At 60.6% G+C, this 24,550-nt stretch carries 24 protein-coding genes and 1 rRNA gene; 5 read left to right on the top strand and 20 right to left on the bottom strand.

Translation table 11 applies throughout. The annotated features are described in order from the left end of the window. Positions 1-21 precede the first annotated feature (21 nt). Together ACFODV_RS02905 and ACFODV_RS02900 are read right to left on the bottom strand one after the other, a co-directional pair. A complete protein-coding gene (locus tag ACFODV_RS02905) occupies positions 22-963 on the bottom strand; it encodes a cobyrinic acid a,c-diamide synthase (protein ID WP_379754394.1) in 942 nt (313 codons plus the stop codon). Between the two features lie 101 nt (positions 964-1,064). Then, positions 1,065-1,262, bottom strand: coding sequence for a hypothetical protein (locus ACFODV_RS02900; RefSeq protein ID WP_379754391.1), 198 nt, complete (start codon positions 1,260-1,262; stop codon positions 1,065-1,067). 152 nt (positions 1,263-1,414) lie between these two features. Here ACFODV_RS02900 and ACFODV_RS02895 point away from each other — a divergent pair, with 152 nt between their 5' ends. The 4 genes from ACFODV_RS02895 to ACFODV_RS02880 all read left to right on the top strand — a co-directional run bounded on the left by ACFODV_RS02895 (position 1,415) and on the right by ACFODV_RS02880 (position 3,959). Continuing rightward, a complete protein-coding gene (locus ACFODV_RS02895; protein ID WP_379754388.1) occupies positions 1,415-2,410 on the top strand; it encodes an LLM class flavin-dependent oxidoreductase in 996 nt (331 codons plus the stop codon). Beyond that, positions 2,407-3,120, top strand: a complete 714-nt coding sequence (locus ACFODV_RS02890; protein WP_379754385.1) for an AzlC family ABC transporter permease — start codon at positions 2,407-2,409, stop codon at positions 3,118-3,120. Before ACFODV_RS02895 ends, ACFODV_RS02890 begins: the two co-directional genes overlap by 4 nt. Continuing rightward, positions 3,117-3,431, top strand: coding sequence for an AzlD family protein (locus ACFODV_RS02885; protein WP_379754382.1), 315 nt, complete (start codon positions 3,117-3,119; stop codon positions 3,429-3,431). The genes ACFODV_RS02890 and ACFODV_RS02885 overlap by 4 nt, the downstream gene beginning before the upstream one ends. A gap of 99 nt (positions 3,432-3,530) precedes the next feature. Beyond that, positions 3,531-3,959 (top strand): hypothetical protein, encoded by a 429-nt coding sequence (locus ACFODV_RS02880; protein ID WP_379754379.1) that lies wholly within the window; start codon positions 3,531-3,533, stop codon positions 3,957-3,959. A 9-nt stretch (positions 3,960-3,968) separates the two neighbouring features. On the opposite strand, the gene aroQ is transcribed toward ACFODV_RS02880, so the two are convergent. Next, positions 3,969-4,412 carry a type II 3-dehydroquinate dehydratase gene (gene aroQ / locus ACFODV_RS02875; RefSeq protein WP_379754376.1) on the bottom strand — a complete coding sequence of 148 codons (444 nt, stop codon included), beginning with the start codon at positions 4,410-4,412 and terminating at the stop codon, positions 3,969-3,971. A gap of 420 nt (positions 4,413-4,832) precedes the next feature. Here aroQ and ACFODV_RS02870 point away from each other — a divergent pair, with 420 nt between their 5' ends. Beyond that, positions 4,833-5,639 (top strand): SDR family NAD(P)-dependent oxidoreductase, encoded by an 807-nt coding sequence (locus tag ACFODV_RS02870; protein ID WP_379754373.1) that lies wholly within the window; start codon positions 4,833-4,835, stop codon positions 5,637-5,639. Between the two features lie 25 nt (positions 5,640-5,664). On the opposite strand, the gene ACFODV_RS02865 is transcribed toward ACFODV_RS02870, so the two are convergent. From ACFODV_RS02865 to rrf, 17 genes are all read right to left on the bottom strand, one after another. Beyond that, complete coding sequence (locus ACFODV_RS02865; RefSeq protein ID WP_379754370.1) at positions 5,665-7,440, bottom strand: ABC transporter substrate-binding protein; 1,776 nt, start codon at positions 7,438-7,440, stop codon at positions 5,665-5,667. 82 nt (positions 7,441-7,522) lie between these two features. Beyond that, positions 7,523-8,260, bottom strand: a complete 738-nt coding sequence (locus ACFODV_RS02860; protein WP_379754367.1) for a sulfite exporter TauE/SafE family protein — start codon at positions 8,258-8,260, stop codon at positions 7,523-7,525. Between the two features lie 130 nt (positions 8,261-8,390). After that, entirely contained in the window at positions 8,391-8,981 is a 591-nt protein-coding gene (locus ACFODV_RS02855; protein WP_379754364.1) for a malonic semialdehyde reductase, read from the bottom strand. Positions 8,982-9,058: 77 nt separating this feature from the next. Next, positions 9,059-9,922: an intradiol ring-cleavage dioxygenase gene (locus ACFODV_RS02850; protein WP_379754361.1), complete on the bottom strand. Its 864-nt coding sequence runs from the start codon at positions 9,920-9,922 to the stop codon at positions 9,059-9,061. Positions 9,923-9,926: 4 nt separating this feature from the next. Next, a complete protein-coding gene (locus tag ACFODV_RS02845; RefSeq protein WP_379754358.1) occupies positions 9,927-10,844 on the bottom strand; it encodes an NAD(P)-dependent oxidoreductase in 918 nt (305 codons plus the stop codon). Next, a complete protein-coding gene (locus tag ACFODV_RS02840) occupies positions 10,841-12,205 on the bottom strand; it encodes an amidohydrolase family protein (RefSeq protein WP_379754355.1) in 1,365 nt (454 codons plus the stop codon). Before ACFODV_RS02840 ends, ACFODV_RS02845 begins: the two co-directional genes overlap by 4 nt. After that, positions 12,202-13,281 carry a maleylacetate reductase gene (locus ACFODV_RS02835; protein ID WP_379754352.1) on the bottom strand — a complete coding sequence of 360 codons (1,080 nt, stop codon included), beginning with the start codon at positions 13,279-13,281 and terminating at the stop codon, positions 12,202-12,204. Before ACFODV_RS02835 ends, ACFODV_RS02840 begins: the two co-directional genes overlap by 4 nt. Positions 13,282-13,350: 69 nt before the next feature. Then, entirely contained in the window at positions 13,351-14,916 is a 1,566-nt protein-coding gene (locus tag ACFODV_RS02830; RefSeq protein ID WP_379754349.1) for a sugar ABC transporter ATP-binding protein, read from the bottom strand. Then, a complete protein-coding gene (locus tag ACFODV_RS02825) occupies positions 14,913-15,872 on the bottom strand; it encodes an ABC transporter permease (protein WP_379754346.1) in 960 nt (319 codons plus the stop codon). Before ACFODV_RS02825 ends, ACFODV_RS02830 begins: the two co-directional genes overlap by 4 nt. 12 nt (positions 15,873-15,884) lie before the next feature. Further along, the gene (locus ACFODV_RS02820) at positions 15,885-16,901 is read right to left on the bottom strand and encodes an ABC transporter permease (RefSeq protein WP_379754343.1); all 1,017 of its coding nucleotides are present in this window, start codon (positions 16,899-16,901) and stop codon (positions 15,885-15,887) included. A gap of 245 nt (positions 16,902-17,146) precedes the next feature. Further along, on the bottom strand, positions 17,147-18,085 hold the full coding sequence (locus ACFODV_RS02815) for a sugar ABC transporter substrate-binding protein (RefSeq protein WP_379754340.1): 939 nt from the start codon (positions 18,083-18,085) through the stop codon (positions 17,147-17,149). Positions 18,086-18,392: 307 nt separating this feature from the next. Further along, complete coding sequence (gene glnE / locus ACFODV_RS02810) at positions 18,393-21,374, bottom strand: bifunctional [glutamate--ammonia ligase]-adenylyl-L-tyrosine phosphorylase/[glutamate--ammonia-ligase] adenylyltransferase (protein ID WP_379754337.1); 2,982 nt, start codon at positions 21,372-21,374, stop codon at positions 18,393-18,395. Positions 21,375-21,459: 85 nt separating this feature from the next. Beyond that, positions 21,460-21,831 carry a diacylglycerol kinase gene (locus ACFODV_RS02805; RefSeq protein ID WP_379754334.1) on the bottom strand — a complete coding sequence of 124 codons (372 nt, stop codon included), beginning with the start codon at positions 21,829-21,831 and terminating at the stop codon, positions 21,460-21,462. A gap of 31 nt (positions 21,832-21,862) precedes the next feature. Continuing rightward, complete coding sequence (dacB, locus tag ACFODV_RS02800) at positions 21,863-23,302, bottom strand: D-alanyl-D-alanine carboxypeptidase/D-alanyl-D-alanine endopeptidase (RefSeq protein WP_379754331.1); 1,440 nt, start codon at positions 23,300-23,302, stop codon at positions 21,863-21,865. Positions 23,303-23,334: 32 nt separating this feature from the next. After that, positions 23,335-23,667 (bottom strand): DMT family transporter, encoded by a 333-nt coding sequence (locus tag ACFODV_RS02795; RefSeq protein ID WP_379754328.1) that lies wholly within the window; start codon positions 23,665-23,667, stop codon positions 23,335-23,337. After that, a complete protein-coding gene (trmB, locus tag ACFODV_RS02790) occupies positions 23,664-24,362 on the bottom strand; it encodes a tRNA (guanine(46)-N(7))-methyltransferase TrmB (protein WP_379754325.1) in 699 nt (232 codons plus the stop codon). Before trmB ends, ACFODV_RS02795 begins: the two co-directional genes overlap by 4 nt. Positions 24,363-24,468: 106 nt before the next feature. Continuing rightward, positions 24,469-24,550: ribosomal RNA gene (gene rrf / locus ACFODV_RS16790) — 5S ribosomal RNA — on the bottom strand; the annotation flags it as partial.

The raw sequence follows: 24,550 nt of genomic DNA, 5'->3' as shown, positions 1-24,550 counted from the left end.
ACGGCAACACCGGCCGCCGGATCAATCCTTGCGTGCGTAACGATCGGCGCCCTCGACGAAGCGGCGCAGATCCTCCAGCGCCTTCTCGGCGGTGACCGAAGCCTGGGGGCGAGCCGTCTCGATCTGCGCCATGGCGACGGCAGTATCGTCGAGCACGGTCAGCGCCGATTCGATACTGGCAGAGAGCGAATCCAGCCGCTGCTCGGTTTCCACCAACAGATCCAGACGCCGCAACAGGGCGGCGCGCTCCTCTTCGCTCAACCGTTTGCCTTCCCGCGCCAGCCGACGCCGCACGAAGTCGCCATCCACACTGACCACCCCTCGCGCCTGGGACTCCATGGTGTTCAGGGTATCCACCGCGCCAAGACACACTTCTGCCACCAGGCCTCGTGCCCGCTCGAAAGCCAGTTCACCCTTGTCGAAACGGCCACTGAGCACGGCCAGAACATGGCAATAGCGGCTGTACAGGCGGTCGGTCTGAACGGCCAGGTCAGGTCGGCGCGCATCGAGAAGGCTCTGCTTGGCACGGCACATGGCCAGCACCAGGTGGTCGGCGTCCACCGGCGGCCGGGCCGGGTCGAGAACGGCTACGCCGGCTTCATGGGCTTCACCCGCCTGACGACTCCGGCGTTGGCGGCTCTCGGCCTCCCGTTGCGCCTGCAGGCGCCGCTCTCGCCGATGACGCCGCCAACCACGCAGACGTCGCTCCAGCGGCAGCGCCAGGGGGATGGCGACGATGCCTGCCAGCCAGCCGACTAAGCTCGGGCCGAAACCGCCCCACAGGGAGGTCAGCCAGAGCAGCATGCTGATAAAGGGGACCACCAGGCAATAGCGCAAGATCACCCGCAAGCGGCCGGGGGTCGGCACCGGAAGTGCCAGGGCGGGATTGAAAAGCCCGACCAACAGCCAGGGCAGGCAGGTCATGAAGAGGCCATAGGAAAATCCCTGCAAGAATCCCAACATGGGGCGCGTTATCCTTCAATCCGGCGGGGAAAGTGTCGAGTGTAGAGCAACCGTTCAATGGAGACGACCGCCACTGGGCCAGGTGCTTGGCATGATCGACGTCATCCCCGTGAGAGCGACAGCAGCGTCAACAGCAGCGCCACACCCCCTACCACCAGCGCCACGATCACGGCGATGTCGACCAGGCGATCGAGCCAACGATCGATACGAGCACCGCCAGGCACACGTCTGCGACGTCCGGGCTGACGCCGTTTGGTGGCCCCGCGGCGAGGACCGGGGGCGGTGAGCATAAGTGACATGGTCGAAATCCATTTTTACCAGTTCCGTGAGCTTACGGCCTGTGCCGCCGCCAGGCCAGTGGCGGCGGCACAGTCCATCTTGAGGGGATTGCGCGGCGACTTGTCACCCGGCATGGTAGAATTAATCAGCAGGCTAACTTTCTGGAGGAATCATGCCCCGTCTCGCCGACACCCCCCTCTCCGTTCTCGATCTGGCTCCGATCCGCGAGGGTGGCAGTGCGGCGGACAGCTTCCGTGAGAGCGTGGCCCTGGCAAGGCTCACGGAACAACTGGGCTTCACCCGCTTCTGGCTCGCCGAACATCACAGCATCGAAGGCATTGCCAGTGCCGCCACGGCAGTGCTGATCGGCCATGTGGCCGGTGCCACCGAGCGCATCCGAGTCGGCAGCGGCGGCATCATGCTGCCCAACCACCCGCCGCTGGTCATCGCCGAGCAGTTCGGCACGCTGGAGACCCTCTACCCCGGGCGTATCGACCTGGGCCTGGGGCGCGCACCGGGCTCCGACGGCGCCACCATGGCGGCCATGCGTCGAGACCCCTACGCGGGCGTCGATGACTTTCCCCAGCGTCTCGAGGAACTGCAGAGCTTTCTCGGCGATGAGCAGCCCAACCAGCGGGTGCGCGCCGTTCCCGGCCAGGGCACGAAGGTGCCGATCTGGCTGCTGGGCTCCAGCGGCTTCAGCGCCCAGCTGGCGGCACGCCTCGGTCTACCCTTCGCCTTCGCCGCCCAGTTCGCCCCCGGCTATCTGTTCGAAGCGCTGCGACTCTATCGCGACAACTTCCGTCCCTCAGAGATACTCAACAGGCCCCACGCTATGGTTGGCCTGCCGGTGATCGCCGCCGAGAGCGACGCCATGGCCGACTACCTGGCCACCACCGCCCAGCAGAAGTTTCTGGGCATGATCCGTGGTCAGCGCACCTGTGCGAAGCCGCCCGTGGAGCATCTGGAGATGACGCCCATGGAAGAGAGGCAAATGCAGCAGTTTTTAGGCGCCGCCATCGTAGGCGGCCCCGAGACCGTTCGCGAAGGCCTGGAGGTCTTCCTCGACCAGACTGGCGCCGACGAGCTGATGCTCAACACCGACGTCTTCTCCCTGGCGGATCGCCTGAAGAGCTATCAACTTGTCGGCGAGGTGTGGCACTCATGACTCAGCCCGATACCTCGCGCCTGACCCTTGGTCACCTGGCCGAGGGCGTTCGTCGCATGGCGCCCCTGTCCCTGTTCGTCATTGTCTTCGGCCTGGCCTTCGGCGTTGCCGCCCTGCAGCAGGGGCTCTCAGGTCTTGAGACGCTGCTGATGAGCGGCCTGGTGTTCGCCGGGGCCGCACAGTTCGCGACCCTTGAACTGTGGGGCGAGACCATTCCTTTGGTGCCTCTGGTGGCGATCACCCTGGCAATAAACGCACGTCACCTGCTGATGGGCGCCGCCTTCTACCCTCACCTTCGCGACCTGCCCGCCGGCCGGCGCTACGCCAGCCTGATCCTGCTCAGCGACGCCAACTGGGCCATGGCCATGGGCGGCCGCTCCAGAAAGGAACGGCTGGGCATCCTGGTCGGCGGCGGCTTCGCCCTCTGGACTGCCTGGATGATCGGCACTGGCCTGGGCGTGGCCTTCGGCAGCGGCATCGGCGACCCTGAGCAATTCGGTCTGGACGCTATTATGGGCTGTTTCCTGCTCGCCATGCTGGTGGGCGACAAGCGCGACCTCAGCGTGCTTGTGCCCTGGGGCGCTGCTGCCTTGGCCGCCCTGGCCGCGATGGCCTGGCTGCCGCCCCATGTCCACGTGATCGTCGGGGCACTGACCGGCGGCCTGGTAGGCCTGCTGCTGCCTCCTAGCCGCAAGGAGGCGACCCCATGACGCTGACTGCCGCCAACGGCGGTGTGCTGCTGGCCATTGTGATCATGGCGTTGGCCACCTATCTGACCCGCGCCGGCGGGGTCTTCGTGATGTCCCGGGTACCCATCGGCCCGCGAGTCGAGCGTTTCATCAACGCCATGGCCGGCTCGGTGCTGGTAGCGGTGATCACCCCCATGGCCGTGAACGGCGACGGCGGCGCCCGCATGGCGTTGGTCGCTACGGCAGCGGTGATGCTGGCCCTGCGCAAGCCGCTGCCGGCCATCACCGCCGGCATTCTGACCGCCGCGCTGTGGCGCCTGGCCGCATCCTGATCCATCCTCGGAACGAAGCGCCTCGTCGGCTTTCAAAGGGACATCCATTGGCCGTGCGCCACGTCCAGCGGCGCTGAACGCCGCCCAACCGGAGAGACCATGACCGATTCCCGAGACCCCCGGCGGGACCCCCGCCGAGACCCTCATGACAATCCCGCCTGGCGCACCGCCCAGGCCTGGCAGCAGCGCGCCCGCCAGACTCAGGGCAGCGGCCTGCTCGGCAGCCTGAAAATGTTGCTGGCTTGGCTGCTGTTCGGCGCCATGATGATCATCGCCATGGTGCTGGGGCTATTCTTACTGCTGCTGGGCTGGGCGTTGATGCCGCTGATGCGCTACCGACTGAAGAAACGCGTCGATAAGATGCGCGCCGACCAGGCCGAAGATGTGGGCCACGGCTCTCACGCTTACCGGACCGAGTACCGCGAAACCCGCTATCACGAAACTCACAGCCCCGAAGGCAACCACCGTGAACAGCAGGTGCTGGAAGGTGACTATTCCGTCAAGGACTCCGAGCGCCGCAGCGACTGACGCTCGTCGCTAGGCTGTCTGGCAAATCACCGCCTCCAGGGCGGCATGATAGCCCTGGCTGCCCAGTCCGGCGATCACCCCGTCGGCTCGCAGTGAGACGTAGGAGTGGTGGCGGAAGCTCTCCCGCTTGTGCACGTTGGAGAGGTGCACCTCGATCACTCTGCCTTCGAAGGCGTTGAGGGCATCAAGAATTGCCACCGAGGTGTGAGTGTAGGCCGCCGGGTTGATGATGATCGCGGTGGTACCGTCCAGCCGAGCCGCCTGGATCCAGTCGATCAGCTGCCCCTCATGATTGCTCTGCCGGCAGGCAATCTCCCAGCCTGCCAGCGACGCCTGCTCGAAGAGCGCGGTGTTGATATCTTCGAGGGTATCGTGACCGTAGATTTCGGGCTGGCGCATGCCCAGCAGGTTGAGATTTGGGCCATGCAGGACCAGTATCTTGCGCTGACTCATCAGGCAGTTCCCCACATCGTGTTTTCCGATTTTTAAGTAAGCAACCAACAAGCTTCTCCAGTAGTGGACGATTGTGTGTCGCGGCCCTGGGTGTTGCAAGGCAAGCTAACAGGGGCATTGGCGGGCCTCGCGAGACATAAACGACATCTCGCTCACTGGAAACGGTCCCACAGCACCGTATTTCAATAGTGAAAAATCCAATCTGGTCAGATTTGACTCGGCACACGCTGTGAATCCCTCCCTGCCTTACCGACAATGCTGATCAGCAAGACCACGACGGGATCTCCCGTCGCCTGTCTTGCAAGCCCTGGAGCACAAGAGTGGCCAGTAGAGCCAAGACCAGCCTCCTCAAGAGGGGGCCACAAATTGGCATGGCATATCGCCATGCATTCACCGTCAACAAGTCCAATAGGTGACCCGATGGATAAGACTCGTTTAGCAGGAAAGAACTGCCTGATTACCGGTGCCGCACGTGGCATGGGTGCCGCTGTCGCCGAGCATTATGCCGCGCAGGGCGCCAATGTCTGCGTTGCCGATCTCAACACCGAGGGATGCGAAGAGGTCGTCAAACGCATCAACGGCAGGGATGGCGGCAAAGCCATCGCGGTCAAGCTCAACGTGACCGAGAGAGACCAGGTGAAGGCGGCCGTCCAGGCCACTGTCGATGCCTTCGGCAGCCTCAACGTCATGGTCAATAACGCCGGCATCAACAAACCACTGATGTTTCTGGATATCACCGAGGATAACTGGCACCAGATCATGGACGTCAATGCGCTGGGCTGTCTTCTCGGCATGCAGGAAGCCGCCAAGCAGATGATCGCGCAGGGCAAGGAAAATGGCCCCTACAAAATTCTCAATGTAGGCTCCATCCTGTCGCGCCAAGCCTTCGATGATGTGGTTCCCTACTCCTGCAGCAAGCACGCCGTGCTGGCCATGATCAACGGTGGTGCCAAGGCACTGGTCGACCACAACATCACCGTCAACGGCTACGGGCCTGGTGTAGTACGCACCGAGCTCTGGGAGCAGCTCGACAAGGATCTCGTCAGCATCGGCAAATTCGATAAGCAGGGTCAGTCAATGGACGAGCTTGCCGAGAAGATGATCCTGATGAAGCGCTATTCATACCCGGAAGACGTGGTCGGCACCGCCTCCTTCCTGGCCAGCGCGGAATCGGACTATATGACCGGCCAGTTGCTGATGATCGATGGCGGCATGATCATGCAGTGATACCCTCGGCAACCCGGGAGATGGATCAGTAGTATCCACTGTCGCGCATCATCCGATCGGCCCTGTCCTGAGCCATGGACAGGGCCTTCTTAATGGAGCGGCGCCCATCGAGCACCTCGAAGATCTCGTTCCCGGCGATGGTGGTCAGGTCAGTGATGCCCGGCACAGGAGGGCGCGGCCAGGACTGCAGGATGTTTTTTCTGACCATGCCATCCACGATATCGATCAGCGGCGACAGCGCCGATACTTCCGGATCCTGGCTAACGCTGAAGCGAGACGTTACCAGGCTCCCGTTAAGGATGTAGAGTTTGGACATGCTCCGGCACGTAAGATGGCGCATGGCCGCCCAGGCTGCCTCCACTCGCTCTTCCGAAAGATTCGCCGGAATGGCCAGGGAATAGCCACCGATGGGAACGAAGGATCGACCATGGTTGCCGACGGTGTGGGGAAGATAGCCGGTATTCTGCCAGGCCGGCGATTTTTCGTTGAGTTCGAACAGTGGAGCGAGCGAGGTGTAACAATAGGCCATGCTGACTTCGCCCGTTGAATAGGATCTGGCGCGATCGTACCAAGACATCTGCAGAATATTGGGGGGTGAATACTTCAATATATCCAGCATATATTCGCAGGCACGAAAGGCGGCGTCCGACAGGAACATGGGGCGAAGTTGATCGCCCGTCGCCCCCTCGAACGCGTAACCGCCATCGATACGCTGAAGGTTGATGATTGGCTGACCGAATTTCGCCATCAGAAACGCAAAAGTATGCCCCAAAGGCGTTCCCCTGGCAGCATTCCAGGCAATGCCATAGAGTCCCTTTCCGGGGTTGTGGAGCGCCTTGGCCACTCTGATCAGTTGCTCAGTGGTCGTCGGTGGCGTCAGACCCGCGCTTTCCAGGATGTCCTTGCGGTAACACAACAGCTCCGGTGAGGTCTGAACCGGTATACCGTACTGCTTTCCCGCATAGCGAGAACTATGGATAGCTTCAGGATGAAAGTCGGATAAGTTGTATCCCTCACGATCGATAAAGTCATCCAGAGGCAACAGCATCTCCTGCGATGCCAACTCCCCAAACCAGGGAAGGTTGCAGGTGATGATGTCATAATGTGAATGAGAGAAACGCGCGTTAGCAAGAATCTCTTCGCGCAGACTGTCAACCGACTTAGCTTTGTTATTGACACTTACCCCGAAGATCACTTCGAGCTGCCGCTTGAGGTTGTGCATCGCCATGAAGGTGGGATCTGCATGCATCAGAACCCGCAGCCCGCCCTTCAGGTCGAGACGTTGAGACAAGACAGCGGGCGGTGATATGACGTTTGTCGACTGATAGGGCTCTTCCAGAACAAGACGGCTAGAAGAGTCGGATTTGGAGTCCAGCCCCAGAGTTTCTCCCAACAAGACCTTGATACGGTTTGCATAATTCTCCCACTCCTCAATCATGGCGTGAGAAGGATGCAGGGAAACCGTCTTTCCCGACTTCGTCCGGGGCCGGGAAAGAATCAGCCCGCGTTTGATGATGCCTTCGATTCCACGCTTGGCCGTGCCATAGGAAAGTCCGGAAGCATCCGCCAGCGACGTGGGCGTCGTGAGTCGACCCGCCAGGTGATTACGCATGACGTGAATCATCATGCGCATCTCCCGGTAACCGTGGCTCATTGAGAGTCCATCCTCGGTCACCTCCTCGAACTTCTCTATGAAGTCGATGAAGCGTGAAAGCTCCGTGTTGGAGAGCTTCGACATCGGCATCTGCGACAGGCTGTCATAGGGACCCTCTGGATGGCTCTCGTCTAGAAGCTCGCTCATATTGGCCTCGGGTCATGGGCAAAAGGGTGCCCCAAGATAGACCGCTACCTCGCGCCTGTCAGCACCCGTAACGCCAACGCAGCTAGCCCCAGCCGTCAACGATAAGCCTGATACCCAGCAGAATCAGCAGACAAAGGATGACTCGGAAGAAGAGCTCACCGCTCAGCCGCTTCTGTATGATCAGTCCCAGACGCACCCCCAGCCAGGCTACCGGAATCAGCAACAGCGCAACGGTGACGTTCTCGACGTTCAGCAGCCCCAGCATGCCATAGGGCACCAGCTTGACCAGGTTGGTGGCAGCCAGGAAGACCACTGCCGTCGCAAGGAACTGCTCCCGAGTGAGCCGGAGCTGAAGCAGATAAAAATTCAGCGGCGGCCCGCCGGCATGGGCGATGAAACTTGTGAAGCCAGCAATGCCGCCACTCAGCCCACCGACCCAAGTCGGCACGGAACGCCCTCGGAAGGGCTTGAGCAAACCCCATAAGCCGAACAAAATCGAAAATATCCCCAGCAGCACCTTCAGCAGATCCTCATCGAATAAGCCATAGGTCAGGTAGCCGACCGCCACTCCCAGCACCGCCGGGGGGAACATCAGCCAAAGAACCGATCCCACGCGGTGACGCCACCAGGCCTTCAGACTGAAGACATCCATCACGATCAGCAGCGGCAGCATGACGGCCACGGCAAAAGTCGGGCTGGCTTTCAGCGAAATCAGCGGCACCGCCACTACCCCCACGCCTCCGGCGAAGCCCGATTTCGAGATGCCTGTAATCAGCACGGCAATGATGATCAATACAATAAACTGCCAGTCATACACCATGCAGGCCTCTGTTCTCTGACCAAATATAAAAAAGGGCCGTGGCGATCACGGCCCAAGTACAGGGTGACATTACCTTTCATGAGGAGAATGCCTCATGGATTGCTCGAGAGCCATCTCACCAACAATAAGATCAGAGGACTTCGCAGACCTCCTCGAACGTGAAGCGATCCTGACGGGGGAACAACGCCGAGGCATCGCCATATCCAAGATTACAAAGGAAGTTGCTCTTCACCCGTCCATCGGGGAAGAACTCCTCATCCACCGCTGCATTATTGAAGCCGGACATCGGCCCGGCATTCAGCCCTATCGCACGAGCGGCAAGGATGAAGTAGCCCCCCTGGATGGAACTGTTCCGGAACGCCGTCGTATTGATGAAGTCGGTCTTACCCTCGAACAGCGACTTGGCATCCTTGTTGTGGGAGAACATTCTCGGAAGGTGCTGATAGAACTCGGTGTCATAGCCCAACACGGCCACCACGGGCGCCTTCATCGTCTTTTCCTGATTGCCCGGCAGCAGCGCCGGCTTGAGTCTTTCCTTGGCTGCTTCGCTCTTGAGAAATATCACGCGCAGGGGCTGGCAATTCATGGAGGTCGGGCCGAAATGCATCACTTGATACAGCTCGCGCAGTTTCTCGTCGCTGACCTCCTTATCCGTCCACACGTTGTGTGTGCGCGCCTCGGTGAACAGGGTCTCAATCGCATGGTTGTCGATAGCAGTCATGTCGCTTTCCTCTTGCTGGATGGTTTCGTCTTGCTGGATGGTTTCGTCTTACTGGATGGTTTCGTCTTGCAATGGGACTAGCGGCTCGCCTTGAGGCCGAAGTCGTATGTCAGATGGCGGAAGGGAACGTCCATCGACCGTCCATCCGGTGCTTTTCCTGGCGGCAGCAACTCATACTCCCTGACCAGTGAGTCCTTGACGCCGAAGACAGCGTCGGAATCGAGATAGGGGTCGTCCTCGGCAAAGACCTGGGTCACCAGGGTCTCGTATCCTTCGGCCATCAGCATGAAGTGCACATGGGCGGGCCGGTAGGGATGCCGACCGGTGATTTCCAGCATCTTGCCGACCGGGCCGTCGGTGGGAATCGGGTAGGGTGAGGGAGTCACCGTCCAGAAGGCATAGCGCCCCTGGTCATCGGTGGTAAACCTGGCCCGCAGCGAGGCACTCTCGAGTTCCTTCTGAACGTCGTAGAACCCCTCGCTGTCGGATTGCCAGACATCGATCACGACATTGGCCAGTGGCTCGCCGCGACCATCATGCACCCTCCCCTCCACGAAGAAGGGCTCTCCCTCAACGTTCCAGTCGATCGACGCGCCCTGGGCGGCTTCGGGCGGGTCGGCCACATAGAAGGGGCCCAGCACCGTGCTTTCCGACACCATGGGGTCCGAAGTCTGATGATTGATGGCATCAACCAGCATCGTCACGCCAAGGGTGTCGGAGAGCAGAATGAACTCCTGACGCTTGTCATCACACATCTGGCCGGTGCGCGTCAGGAAATCGATAGCCTGAGTCCACTCCTCTTCGGTGGGTTCCACCTCCCGCAAGAAGCCGTGCAGATGGACCACCAGGCTGTTCAGTATCTCCTTCAGCCGCTCGTCGCTACAGCCGGCGAACTGCTCGATCACGGCATCCGTGATATTCACTGCATTCAGGTTTCGCATGTCGTCATCCCCTAGCGCCGGAGGCGCTCTCGATGGCCGGCAACCCGGAAAGGCGCTCGGTGTGATGGATAGTGGCGATGTAGTCATCCTCACCGTGACCCGTTCCAATCAGGGAGCTGTAGGCCTCGCGCATCTGGGCAGCCAGGGGCACTGCGACACCGTCTCCGTGGGCGCAGCCGAGGATCAGGTCCAGGTCTTTGGCCATCTGGGCGGCCGAGAAGGTGGAGGTGAAATCACGGTCCTTCAGCGGCTGGGTCTTGTACTTGACCATCGGCGAACCCACGGCGCTATCGGCCATCAGATCCAGCATCGCCTCCCAGCCGATGTTGCCCTTGCGGGCCATCGCCAGGGCTTCGCCCATCATCCCCGCGCTTACCGCGATCATCAGGTTGATCGCCAGCTTGGCGTAGCGTGCCTGCTCCTCATCACCGAGCCAGTACTGGGCCTTGGTGAAGGTATTCATCACCGGCGCGGCATCATCCAGCGCCTCACGCGGACCGGAGACCATGGCCGACAGGGTGCCGGACTCGGCAGCGACGGGATTCCCCGACACGGGGCTGCGCAGATAGGCGATACCTCGGGCATCGGCGGCCGCGGCCACCCTGGCGGAGGCTTCGATGCTGACGGTGCTGGTCTCGATCAGCACGCTGCCCGATGCCATCGCTTCGATCAGTCCATCCGGCGCCAGGGTCAGGCCCAGCAGTGCCCGGTCATCCGGAATCGAAACAAAGACCAGGTGGCACTCTTCGACAGAAGAAGCCAGTGTTCGGTGGGACGTGATCCCGGCGTCTTCGGCCAGTGTCATCCGCTCAGCGCTGAGGTCAAATCCCTGGACAGGGTAGCCGGCCGCGGCGATCCGGGCCGCCATGGGCAAGCCAAGCTTGCCGAGGCCGATCCAGGCTACTTTGGTGGTGGTTGTCATTGTGATGACTCCTCTTGTTGCCGCGACTGAAGCTCGGCATAGATGCGTCGACCGGAGGCGTCCAACTGGCTGATACCGTCCGCGACGTCCGCCAGCAACCTGCCATTACGCTTATGAAATTCACCCGCCACCATGACGCTGTCGACATTGGCGAGACTCGCCTGCATGACCACGGTCGAGATCGGGTCGCTGACCGGCTGCATGTTCAGCAGGCCGCTGTCCAACAGCACGATGTCGGCCTGCTTGCCAGGCGTCAGGCTGCCAATGCGCGTCTCCAGACCCAGGGCGCGCGCGCCATCGCGGGTGATCCACGCCAGTGCCTCGCGGGTGCGGATGGTCGAGGTGTCGGGAATGCTGCCCTGCTCGCGTCGTGAGGCATCGTTGTCCAGAGAGCGCTGCATGCCCAGCGCCATGCGTGCGACCGTGAACATGTCCCCGGAAATCACCGACTCAAGATCCACCCCCAGGGAGACAACGCCGCCGTGGCGGCGAACGTGGCCGGTGATCGGGAAGCCATGGCCCTGGGTCATCTCGTTCTCGGGAGCAATGGAGAAAGTCACGCCCTGCTCGCAGAAACGGGCCAGTTGGCCGTCGTCCAGGCTCTGGCCATGCACGATGTTGATATCCGGCCCCAGCAGCCCCTGCTCCTCTATCACGTCCCAGCCACCTGGGCTGACGGCCTTGCCCCCGCCCTGGTGCATGGAAGCCACCAGGCCGAACTCCTTGGCCAGCGCAAAATCCTGCAGGCTGACATCCAGAGTGGAATAGTGTGGGCCCAGGATGGCCATCCCCAGGGTTACCTTGGCGTCGGGATTGCCCAGCTCACCCTTGAGCAAACGCTCGACCTCGCTGCGGGGATGGGGAATCTCGCTGAAGTGCGGCTGCCCCGGCTTGGGGTCCGGCTTGGGCGAGCCATGGAAGAACAGCGCCCTAATCCCGGACTCCTTGAGTCCCCGCACTGCCGCATCGGTGTGTTCTGGCGTGGGGTTGTTGTGGCACCAGTCACCCAGAGTGGTGGTACCGCAGTTGAGCTGGTTGAGCGCGCCCATGCGAGTGGCGATATAAATATCGTCAGGGGTGAACAGGGTCGCCAGACCGCGATGCACGTGGCCGAAATATTCGAGCAGCGTCCAGTTGGCGGCGACACCGCGCAGGGCCGTCTGCCAGGTATGCATGTGGGCGTTGACCAGGCCGGGGATCAGAATACCGCCCCGGCAGTCGACCACTTCTGCCCCCTTCGACGGCAGATCATGGCCCACGGCCAGGATGCGATCGTCCTCAACCAGCACCTGGCCACCGCTCAGTTCGCCGAGCTCGGGATCCATGGTTACCACGGTGGCGTTGGTCAGCAGTGTCTTCATCGATCTGTTCCCTCCTCGCTCGATGGCCGGCGACCGACCAAGGCGTGGCTTAAAAGGCGATGAATGCCCTTGGCTTCAACCTCACGGGGGTTCCAGTAAGGGTTTCGGGTAGCGATTTCGACGGCGCGCTCGACATCCTCTTGCCTCAGACCGATCTCCTCCAGTGCCGTGGGGGCAACTACCGCCTTGGCCAGGTCGAAGAGGCCGGCGGCAGGATCATCGCAGCCCAGCGCACGGCCAATTCGCATCATCGCCTCGGGGGCCGCCGGGGCGTTGTAGGCCACCGCATGGGGCAGCACGATGGTATGGGTCTCGGCATGGGGCAGGTCGAAGGACCCCCCAAGGGTGTGGCAGAGTTTATGGTGGAGTGACATGCCCACCGCACCGAGGCAGCTTCCGCAAAGCCACGCGCCATACAGGGCATCGGAGCGCGCCTGGACATTCCCGGGGTCGGCGGCGATCACCGGCAGACTCCTGGCCAGCGCGGCAATGCCCTCCTCCGCCATCAGCGAGATCACCGGATTGCGGTCACGGGCATAGAGCGCTTCTACCGCATGGGCAATGGCATTGATGCCGCTGGTACCGGACATCCCGGCGGGCAGCGAGAGCGTCAGGTCGACGTCATAGATTACCGTCTCGGGCAGCACCTCCAGGGTGCGCTGAGTGGTCTTGATGCCATCGCGCGTCTCGCCAAGGATCGGCGTCATTTCAGAGCCTGCATAGGTGGTAGGGATCACCACCTGGGGAAGCCCGGTTCGCAGTGCGATGGCCTTGCCCAGGCCAATGGTCGAACCGCCACCAATGGCCACTGTGCAATCGGCTCCCAGTTCCTCGACTACCCGCATGGCATGCTCTGTCACCTCGACAGGGGTGTGCATGGCAGCCTCGGTATACAGACCCACGCCGCGATCGCCGAGTTGCTCCAGCACCTTTCGTGCCTGTTCCTGCTGCTGTGGCGTGGCAAGTACCAGGGCCCGACGGCAATCGAGCTGCTCGACTTCCGCGGCGAGGCCCGACAGGGTCCCCTGGCCGAACACCACCCGAGATGGCAGGCCATTATAGACAAAGGGTTGCATGGATCTTTCCTCAGACGTTGAAGATGCATGTCGGCGCCTCGTCGGACGCCGCGGTGGCGGCGGACACGCCTAGCCGGTAACAGCCGCCGACGGCGATGGCTTAACCATTCCGGTGATCGCCTGCACCAGCTCATCCTCGCTGACGCTGTCCCCATCGAACTCGGCCGTCACCTTGCCGTCGTACATGGCGATGATGCGATTGCTGACACCCAGCACTTCGGGCATCTCCGAGGAGATCACCAGCACGGCATAGCCGGTACAGGCCAACTCCTTGATCAATGCATGGATCTCCGCCTTGGAGCCGACGTCGATGCCGCGTGTCGGCTCGTCCAGGATCAGCAGCTTGGGATGGGTGTGAAGCCACTTGCCAATCACGATCTTTTGCTGATTGCCACCGCTGAGGTTGCCGACCTTCTGACGCCAACTGGGCGTCTTGATCTTCATGGCGGACTGGTACTTGTCGTAGACGACCCGCTCGGCCCCCGTCTGCATAAAGCCCATGGACGACACGGTGCCCAGGCCGGCAAGGGTCATGTTGTCGCGACAGTTCATTCCCAGGATCAGACCCTGATCCTTGCGATCCTCCGGCACCAGGGCGATCCCTTCGACCACCGCATCGTGGCTGGAGCGAATCGACGCGACCTTACCGTCGAGGAGGATCTCGCCAGCAGACGGGGTGCGAAGGCCGAAGATGGTCTCGGCCACCTCGGAACGGCCCGCGCCGACAAGCCCGTACATGCCGACGATCTCGCCCTTGCGGACGTTGAAGCTGACATCTTCGAAAACGCCATTGACCGTGAGGTTGCGCAACTCGAGCATGTTCTCTTTAAAGTCTCGCGGCTTGCTTGAGTGGTCCAACTCGAGACTGCGCCCGATCATCAACTTGGTCACTTCGTCCTCGTTGGTATCGGCGGTATTCAGAGTGCCGTTGTATTCGCCGTCCCTGAGTACCGAAATTCGCTGGGACAAATGGAATATCTCGTCCATACGATGAGAGATGTAAACGATACCAACACCCTGCTCCTGCAGATTTTGTATGATGTCGTAAAGAACCGGCTTTTCATGGTCCGTCAAAGAGGCCGTGGGCTCGTCAAAAACCACCACTTTAGGGGTAAAAACCAGAGCGCGCGCGATTTCAACCATTTGCTTCTTGGCGATGGAAAGATTGCTCACCATTTCCCGAGACGTAAATGTACACTTGAGTCGCTCAAGGATTTCGCTGCTGTCCCCGTGCAGTTTTTTCCAGTCAACTCGATTTCCCCACTTGAGAGGCAGGCTACCAAGGTAGATGTTCTCGGCCACCGTCATCTCCGGCACCAGCGACTGTTCCTGATGAATAAGGACGATGCCGCTCTTTTTTGCCTGCTTGGGGTTCTCGAAGGACTTCTCCTGGCCATCGAGAATGATCTGGCCGCCATTGGGCTGATGCTTGCCAGCCAGCACCTTCATCAGGGTGGACTTGCCTGCACCGTTCTCACCCAGCAATGCGTGGACCTCCCCGGCCCTAACATCAAAGTTAACCTTGTTAAGCGCCACAACGCCTGGAAATCTCTTGGTTATGTCGACCAATGAGAGCACTGGTGTTGAGTCATGCGAATGCTTGACTGAATGGTGGCTCACGGTGGCAGTGCTCATATGCGGACCCCCTTGCTGGAATGGACATTGAGCTTCTGGTCGATGATCAGCACGGAAATCAGGATGACCCCGAGAATCACCAGGACATAGAAGGCCGGCACCTGCATCAGGTTCATACCGTTCCTGAGGATACCGATGGCCAGAACGCCACCCAGGGTGCCAGTGATACTGCCGTACCCTCCCGCCAGTTTGGTACCGCCGAGTACGACGGCCGTGATGGTCCAGAGCTCATAATCGCGACCGAGGTTGGGTGTGGCTGCTCCCATCTGGGTTGACAGAAGGACACCGGCGAGAGCCGCAAAGAAACCGACGATCATGAAATTGATCATCATGTGGCGACCAATTCTAATGCCAGCATCCAGTGCCGCCTCGGTATTTCCGCCAACGGCGAAGGTGTTGCGACCATGCCCGGTTTTTTTCAACACCAGATGCATGATCAACGTGCAGACCAGGAAAATAATGGCCAAGACCGGGATCGGACCGATCGAGCTTGTGCCGAAATCAGAATAGGCAAAATTGGTAGCGTAAAAGGACTGTTCCTGGGTGTAGACGAAGATCAATCCACGGATACCAATCATTGCTCCCAAGGTGACGATGAAGGCATTGACACCCGTTTTCCAGACGATCAGACCATTAATGGCACCCAGCACAAGACCCGCGACGAGAGCAACTATGACGGCCAATGTGATGCCGTAGTCCTGAAGGCCGACGGCCAGAGATGCCGCAAGACCCAGTGTAGCCCCTACGGAAAGATCGATATTTCCATTGATCATCACATAGGTCATGCCCAGCGCAATCAGCCCTATGGTCGACGTCTGAACCAGAATATTTGTAATATTTCCAACGGAAAGAAAATATTCCGACATGAAGCTGAAAAAAATGATCAGGGCGACGACAAACACCCAAATCGGCTGTATGAAACCGCTACCCTTTAAAAAACTCTTCATATCCAACATGTTGTTCACCCTTTATGAATGAGTGGTAAGCAGGCGCTTGCGCTTGTTGGCAAGATCCAGCCACACCGCAAGGATGATAATCACCCAGGTAACCAGCCACTGGGTGTAATAGGGGTAACCCATCAGTAGCAGGCCATTCTGTATGAACCCCAGGATCAGCACACCGATCACCGTTTTCCAGATACTTCCGGCGCCACCCAGCAGGCTGGTACCACCTAAAATAATCCCGGCGAGCACAAGCAACTCATACCCCTGCCCGACATTATTCTGTGAACCCATCACTCGGGACCCAAGAACAAGAGCAGCACAGGCAACGCAGAAAGCAGAAATCAGGTAGGTACTGAAAACGCACCAGTTCTTGCGTATCCCGGAATAGACGGCTGCCACAGGATTTCCGCCTACGGCAAATATACGTCTGCCGTAACTGGTATAGGAAATGACGCACTGAACGATGATTGCCAGCACACCGAAGATCAGTATTGGAACAGCAATGCCTGCCACATAGCCTCGCCCGAAAAAGGCGAACCAGGTATTGCTTTGGTTGGCAACATCGACGTTCTGCCCCCCGCTATAGATGAGCACCAGGCCCTGAATGGCCGAAAGCATCGCCAAGGTGACAATCAGCGAGTTCAAGCGCATAAAACCGATTAGAAAGCCGTTGACAGCGCCGATCAACAGCGTCAACGCGAACATCAGAATGATGGCATTCGTCGGACCAATTTTGTCATGCAAGTCGACGACCAAGACGGTGGAAAATGACAGCATTGAACCCACGGACAGATCCAGGTTCCCACCGATGATGACCACGGTTACGCCCACGGCGATAATTCCGATGATCGACGCCTGCCGAACAACCGTCATGATATTTGACTGGGAAAGGAACTGTTCGGAAAAGAGAGAAAATACGAACATACCAATAAGAAAGAATATCAAGATACCTTGGGCAGATAGAAAACTCATCAGCCCGGCCTTGCTTACTCTTCCTGCGATCAAGCCCTTATTTCTATTGCCTTGTTCTGCAGAAGCCATGTCACTCACCTGTCTGGATATCGCCTTGCCATAAACCATGAAGACTTTTGTGATGTACCAGTGAACATGCCCTGCTATCACAAAGGCAAGTCATTGGATCACGGCCACAAAAGAAACACCGGTTTAACAAGAAAATCTTCTTCTGTTTTTCGCGCCGGGGCCCGGAGCCAAATCACCGGCGCGAAAAGCAAGACGGATTGACGAAACTTGCTTCGATAATATCGGAAGCAATGCTTAGTAAAACGTCAGAAGACAGGCTTATCGAATTGATCGATATTTTCAGCCGTGATCTTGGGAGTCTCGAAGAAGTTCATCTTGGGAACTTCCTTGCCATCCAGAACATCCAATGCTGTTCGCAGGGCAGCTTCTGCATCGTCCACAGGAGACTGATAGATTGAGCCGTAGTATTCACCTCTTTCGATGGCCTCATAGCCGACGGCAAAGTTGGTCGCCCCGATGAAGATGATATCCCCGGCCCTTCCGGCGCCTTTGGCAGCGTTCAAGGCACCGACGCCCATGTTGTCGTCACCGGAATAGACGCCATCAATTCGGTCATATTTCGTCATGAAGTCTTCCATGACGCGCTGGGCGCGCTCTCGGTTCCAGTTACCCGGCTGGGTTTCCATCAACTCAACATCCGGACAGAGCTCAGCCAGTCGCTCCTCGAAGCCAGTCGCACGTTCCATCGCGGTGGTATAACCCGGCTGGCCGGAAATCTGTACGATCTGGCCCTCACCACCCAGGGCATCACACATCATTTCGGCAGAGGAGATGCCTTGCTGAACGTTGTCCGGACCGGAAAAGGCGGCAATGAACTCAAGCCCTGCCTCGGCGATCTTTGAGTTGGTTACCACTACGGGGATGCCAGCATTGTGCGCCTGACGAATGGCGGGGATGACCGCTTGACCATTGGTCGGCCATATGATGATGGCGTCCACTTGCTGCTGTATCAGATCCTGCATCTGGCCGATCTGACGCGCCACGTCGCCACCGGCATCCAGCACGACAGTTTCAACATTACTATTTCTTTCCGACGCTTCTTCGAAAGCGCTTTCATAGGTGGTCTGGTAACTGTCGACACCGACGTTATTCTGGGTGATGCCGATACGATAAGTCGTTTCAGCATGGGCAAAACCGGAGGAAATCAATATGACACTGGTTGCTAGCGCTGTCTTATAGAACATGTTGTCACCTTTTTTGTAATAGCTTGTTGCAATGGCTTGTTGTTATAGCTTTTTGTAATAGCAATATCGAGTTGCTTAGCTGACTGGGTCCGCTACCAGTCAGTGTGAATGAAGCTTATGGGCTAGGAGGATGTCGCCGCAACGATGCTGCAGATGAGAAATAGCCATTCTGGTTATTTTTGATGCGGCGTTTGAGTGGCGTGCATGAAGGAGAAAGCCCCGCCCGTCGAGACGGTCGGGGCAACTATCGTGGAAAAAGGTACGGCAGCTCAGTAGCCTAATGCTATGGGCAATCACATGCCGCGAGTCACGACGTCGGCGACTCCAGAAGCCTTTGCCAGGTCTCGATCACTACCCGGCGGTGATTCTCGAAGGCATCATTGCGCCCTCGAGAGGGCTCGCGTGTCAGCGAGGCGCGATGGGCGGCGCTGCGCAAGGCCAGATAGGCGTCTCGCAGGCGCTGGCACTCCTTGGCCGGAAGGCGCTCAGTGGTTTCCAGGGTCTCGAGAATGCGCATATTATCGCTCCACTGCAGCAGTTCCTGCGTCTCCTGGCTCATCGCCAGTACCGCGTACTGGCACAGGAACTCGATATCCACCATGCCGCCCGGGTCGTGCTTGAGGTCGAATTCTCCCTCCTTGCTCTTGCCCCCCAGGTGGTCACGCATCTTGTGGCGCATCTTGACCACCTCTTCACGAAGCGCCTCCCTGTCTCGTTCGCGACCGAGAATCTCGCCGCGGATATTCTGGAATCCCTTCGCCAGGCGGGGGTGGCCAGTTACCACACGGGCACGCACCAGAGCCTGATGCTCCCAGGTCCAGGCATCGCGACGCTGGTAGTCGGCAAACGCCGTCAGCGAACTGACCAGCAGCCCAGAGTTACCTGAGGGGCGCAGCCGCATGTCCACTTCATAGAGCGTGCCGGCGGGCGTCACCGCGGTAAGCAGGTGGATGATGCGCTGACCCAGGCGGGTGAAGAAGACCCCGTTGTCCAGCGGGCGCTTGCCATCGGTACTGCCCTGGGTGGCGCCGTCGTGAATAAACACCAGATCCAGGTCCGAGCCGTACCCGAGTTCGATGCCTCCCAATTTGCCGTAGCCGACCACAAGAAAGGCCGGCTCGACATCGGCTCGGCTACCATCGGCCAGTTCCGGCATGCCGTGCTTGCGCGTCAGGTGCTTCCAGGCCATGGCCAGCACTGCCTCGAGGATCACCTCTGCAATGTAGGTGAGATAGTCGCTCACCTTCATCAGATGACGGGTCCCGGCGATGTCGGAAGCCGCCACATGCAATACCTGGGCGTGCTTGAAGACCCGCAGCGCCTCGAGCTGGGCCTCTTCGTCATCTTCTGGCAGGCGTGCCAGGGTCTGGCGCAGCTCGTCGGCCAGAAGCGTCTTGTCGGCGGGTGTGTAGAGGGTCTCCGGTGTCAGCAGCTCATCGAGCAGGATCGGGTAGCGGGCCAACTGTTCGGCGATCCATGGGCTCGCCGAGCAGAGCGTCATCAAATGACCCAGGGCGTCAGGATTTTCGCGCAGAAGCGCCAAATAGGCGGTGCGCCGCAGCACTGACTCAATCAACGGCAATACGCGCTCGAGCGACTTATCCGGCATCTCGCTGTCGACCACGGCATCCAGCAACATGGGTATCAGCGCCTCCAGCCGCTCGAAGCCGATACGCTGCATGCCCTGAACCTGACGCGAGTGGTAAAGCCCGTGCAGCCGCCGGGCTGCCGCTGCGGGGTCGTCGAAGCCGGCCTCCTCAAGGAGCTCGGCCACTTCCGTTTCATCGAGTTCACCACGCCACAGTGCTCGCCACTGCTCCATGGCGATGCCGCCAGCGGATTCCTGAGACGCCTCCTCCACCTCCTCTTCGGGGTCGGCGATCACCGCATCGAAGTGCTGGCGGACCCTGGCACGCACCTCGTCGAGCCGGGCCATCAGCGCCGGCCAGTCCTCCATATCCAGCGCCAGGGCGACTCGCTCGCGGTCCAGGTCACCCTCTGGCAGGCTTTGGGTCTGGCGATCCTCCAGGGCCTGAAGGGCGTGCTCGAGATCGCGCAGGAACGCGTAGTCGGGGGTGAGCTCCTCGACAACTTCAATGGGCAGCAGGCCGAGCTCGGGCAGGCGCTCCAGGGCAGTCTTGAGCGAAGTCACCTGCAACTCGGTGTCGCGGCCACCGCGGATCAGCTGGAAGGCCTGCACCACGAACTCCACCTCACGGATGCCGCCGGGACCAAGCTTGATGTTGCCCTCCAATCCCTTGCGACGCACCTCACGGTTGATCATCGCCTTGAGCTCTCGCAGCGACTCGATGGCGCCGAAGTCCAGATAGCGGCGATACACGAAGGGTCGTAGGCTGGCCAGCAGTTCAGCGCCGGCGCCGAGATCGCCGGCCACCGGGCGCGCCTTGAGCATGGCATAGCGCTCCCACTCCCGACCCTGGTCCTGATAGTAGCCTGCCAGGGACGAGAAGCTGCCCACAAGGGGCCCACCGTCGCCCAGCGGGCGCAGGCGCATGTCGACTCGGAAAGCGAAGCCATCGGCGGTCACCGCGTCCAGGGCGCCGATCAACCGCTGTCCCAGCTTGGTGAAGTACTCCTGATGCTCCAGGGACTTGCGCCCCCCTTCTGTCTCACCGTTCTCGGGGAAGGCGAAAATCAGGTCGATGTCGGAAGAGAGGTTGAGCTCGCCGGCACCCAGTTTGCCCATGCCCAGCACTACCAGGCGCTGCTCGCTGCCGTCCCGACGCACGCCAGGCCGGCCCCAGCGCGGCTCAAGGAAGCGTTCCAGCCAGCCCAAGGCCACTTCGAGACAGGTCTCTGCCAGGCGCGACACCGCCGCCGTGGTGGCCCACATATCAATGCCCTCGGGACGGGTAAGATCGCGCCATACAATGCCGACCATGCGCGCGCGACGAAAGCGACGAATGGCCGCCTGCATGGCCGCCTCGTCCTCGGCAGACTCCAGGCGCTCCTCGAGCCAGTTGCGCAGGCTCTCGGCATCGGGGGTAGCGTCCAGTTCACCGTTGGCGTCCAGATGAAATAGCCACTCCGGATAGCGCACCAGGGTCTCGGCGACGAACTCGGATATCGCCAGCACCCGGGCCAGTTGCTCACGGCGAAATAAGGAGAGCCCCTGCCAGTCTTCCAGCGGCGACTCCCGACCGGTCATGTCGGCCAGATTGTCGGCCTGGGCCAGGGCCTCGACCAGACGCTCACGAATACGCGCAAGCGGCGCCTTGAGAGGCTCAGGAATGTCGATCAACGGCAGGAAGTCATCAGGCAGCGGCATGGGCGGTCTCGCATCGGGGTGTGGCGAACGCCCCCAGCATAGCGAAGCCCAGGCCCCATGGGCACCCGGCACGATGGCGGAATAGTCAGCCGAGCAGTTTCTGTCCAGCAAGCAGCAACCAGGTAAGCCCGACCAGGGCCAGCGACACCATGACTGCGGCGGAGCCGAGATCCTTGGCGCGCCCGGAGAGCTCATGATGCTCGGGGCCGATGCGGTCCACCACGCTCTCGATGGCGCTATTGATCAGTTCCACCACCAGCACCATGAGGCAGCTAGCCATCAGCAGGATCCACTCAACCGGGCCCTCCCCAATCCACCAGGCCAGCGGCAGTAGCAGCACGCAAAGGACCAGCTCCTGGCGGAAGGCCGACTCGTGGCGCCATGCGGCCCTGAGCCCCTTGAGGGAATAGCGGGTAGAGTGCACAAGGTGCCGCAAGCCGGTATGTCCGGGTTTCATCGCGAGTTCCTCAGGGGGTAGGTCAGACTGCTCAATGGGTATCGATCATGCGCTCGAGATCCACGGCCAGCGGGTCCAGCACATCCGACCAGCTCAGGTAGGGTGTACTGCCGTTGCCGTTCACCAGCGCGGTAAACACGCCCCAGCGACCGCTGCGGGTGCGAAAGTAGCCGCTGACAGCGCGCACGGCCACCGGCTGATTGAGGGTGCCTGTCTTGAGCATGACGTGGTGCTGGAAGGTGGATGATCCCCGGCGGATGAAGCGCATCACGCCATTGCTGGGAGACTGCAGGGTGACAACGAAGCTTGGAAACAGCGACGGACGATGGAACATGCTGGCCAGCAGCGCATTGGCTCCCCTGGCCGACGTCCGGTTTTCTGTGGTCAGGCCGCTGCCGCTGAACAGGGTCACCGGACCGTGGTCGGGAATGCCTGCCACGAACTCCTCGATGGCCAGCCCGCCCAGTCGCAGGTCGGCGCGGGGCGTCTCGACCAGGTTCAGGGCAAGGGTATCGGCCATGAAGTTGTTGGAATAGTTCATCACCCGCAGCAGCAGCTCCTGTAGCGGCTTGCCGTCCACCGCGGCCAGGGTGCGGGCCCCTGCAGGCGGCTCGGCCTGGGTGGTGTCGGCACCATCCCGCACCGCGATGCCGGCCTGGTCGAGCATGGCCAACAGCGTCATGGCCATCTGGTCGGCGGGGTCAGAGCTCGCCCGATAGATGTCCCGAGGACGTGCATTGGTGGAGATCTGGCCACTCAGCACCATGACGTCATGGCCCTCGCGGGTGACTCGCTCTGCTCGCAGCTCGGTACCGCTATTGTCAGGGCGCGTCTTCACCCGATTGTCGATGCGCAGTATAGCCGCCTGGCTGTCGCAGCCAGTCACTCGGGAAGGGTCTCCCGGGGCTGCGCCTGGGGCCACGCTGATACACCAGCTGCCGTAGTTGACCCCCGCCGAGGAGAGTAGCGCGCTGTAGGCGTTGGCGGAACGCTCGCGCGCCTGGCATCTGTCGGTGGTGATGCACTCGACTGGACCGAAGCGCCACTGACTGACCAGTAGCCTACCCTCCACCATGCGCACCCCGGCTTGGTGCAGCCGCTGCACCAAGCGCCATAGATCCTCGGTCGTCAGTGCGGGGTCACCGCCGCCGTCGAGAATCAGGTCTCCCCTCAGCAGGCCCTCAGCGTCCGGGCTCGCCGAGCTGACCAACTGAGTGGTGAATCGATGCTGGGGGCCCCACCGATCCAGCGCCGCCGCCGCCAGGTAAGCCTTGGTCACCGAAGCCGGCGAGAGCTGGCGTTCCGGCTCGATCGAGCCGAGCGTCTCATCCCCATCGATCAGGCGCGCCTCGGCGCTGATTAGAAAACCCTTATCGGCCAGACGCCCCAGCTGGGCGAAGCCCGATGCCTGAACGGTCAGAGACAGGAGACAGAGTGTAAAAAGAAGCAGCTTCGACAGACGATAGCGCATGGCAGCACCACAGATTGGGGCGAGTTGAAGGATCAGTGCGTGGAAATCGACGAGAACAACTGGATGGTCAGCACTCCTGCCACAATCAGGCCAATGCCGATCACCGCCGGCAGGTCGGGACGCTGGCCATAAACCACCAGCCCAACCACGGCGACCAGGACAATGCCCAGCCCTGCCCAGATGGCGTAGACGATGCCCACCGGCATCGTCCGCAGCACCAGTGAAAGCATATAGAAAGCTAGCGCATAGCCAACCATCACCAGCAAGCTTGGCCACAGCCGGGTAAAGCCCTCGGTCGCCTTGAGTGCACTGGTGGCGACTACCTCGGCCACGATGGCCACCGCCAGATAGACAAAGACCATCACGCGCCTCCTTCCCGGGCCACCAGGTCGGGATCATGGGGCAATTGGACCACGAGCTTCCACAGCGTCTGGCCGCTGACGTGGTACTTCTGCTCGAAGGGAGTCAGGGGCTTCCCATTCGGCTCATGGATTGCCACCTGGGCCTCGTGTCCCGTCGCCTGGGCCACGGCCAGGGCGAACTCCTCCACATAGAGCCGCCAGTTGGAGCGAAGCTCCAAATGCCCTCCCAGAGCCAGTATCACCGGCAGGACCGGATGCCCCTGCCAGCGCATCTTGAGATGGGCCGACTTCGGGTAAGGGTTGGGATAGAGCAGATAGTGGCGAGCGGGCCGCCAGCCGTCCGCTAGTGCCAGGCGCCAGAAGTCCACCAGGTCAGCACGAACTAGCAGGGCATTGTCGGGCAGCGGGCCGTGTTCACGGCTCAGGCGATCTCTGCTGCGATCCACGCCAATCACCGCATGGTCCGGGAAACTTGCCGCCAGACGGCGAGTAGAGAGCCCCACCCCACAGCCGGCATCTAGGATCAACGGCATCTCCGAACGGGCAGCCAGCCATGTCCGGGCCTCCTGGAAGGCTGCCTGGGTATGCTCGGCTATCGGTTTGCGTAGCGGATTTTCCAGCGCACGCGTCACCCGTCCGGTCAGACCCTCGTGAGGACCTGACTGATTGGTGTCGATGGAACGGGAACTGGCATGCATGATCGCACCGCAGAATCAAATGAGCGACGATTCTAGCAGCCCGGCCGTGGCGCTGAAACGCAAAAACCCCCGAACTCAAAGAGTTCGGGGGTTTTTCTGAATAGGTGCCTGACGATGACCTACTCTCACATGGGGAGACCCCACACTACCATCGGCGCTGAGCGGTTTCACTGCTGAGTTCGGCATGG

The sequence above is a fragment of the Halomonas tibetensis genome (genome assembly GCF_042643535.1).
Taxonomy (GTDB): domain Bacteria; phylum Pseudomonadota; class Gammaproteobacteria; order Pseudomonadales; family Halomonadaceae; genus Halomonas; species Halomonas tibetensis.
Note: the sequence above shows the minus strand (reverse complement) of the source record. Positions and strands in the feature narration are given on the sequence as shown.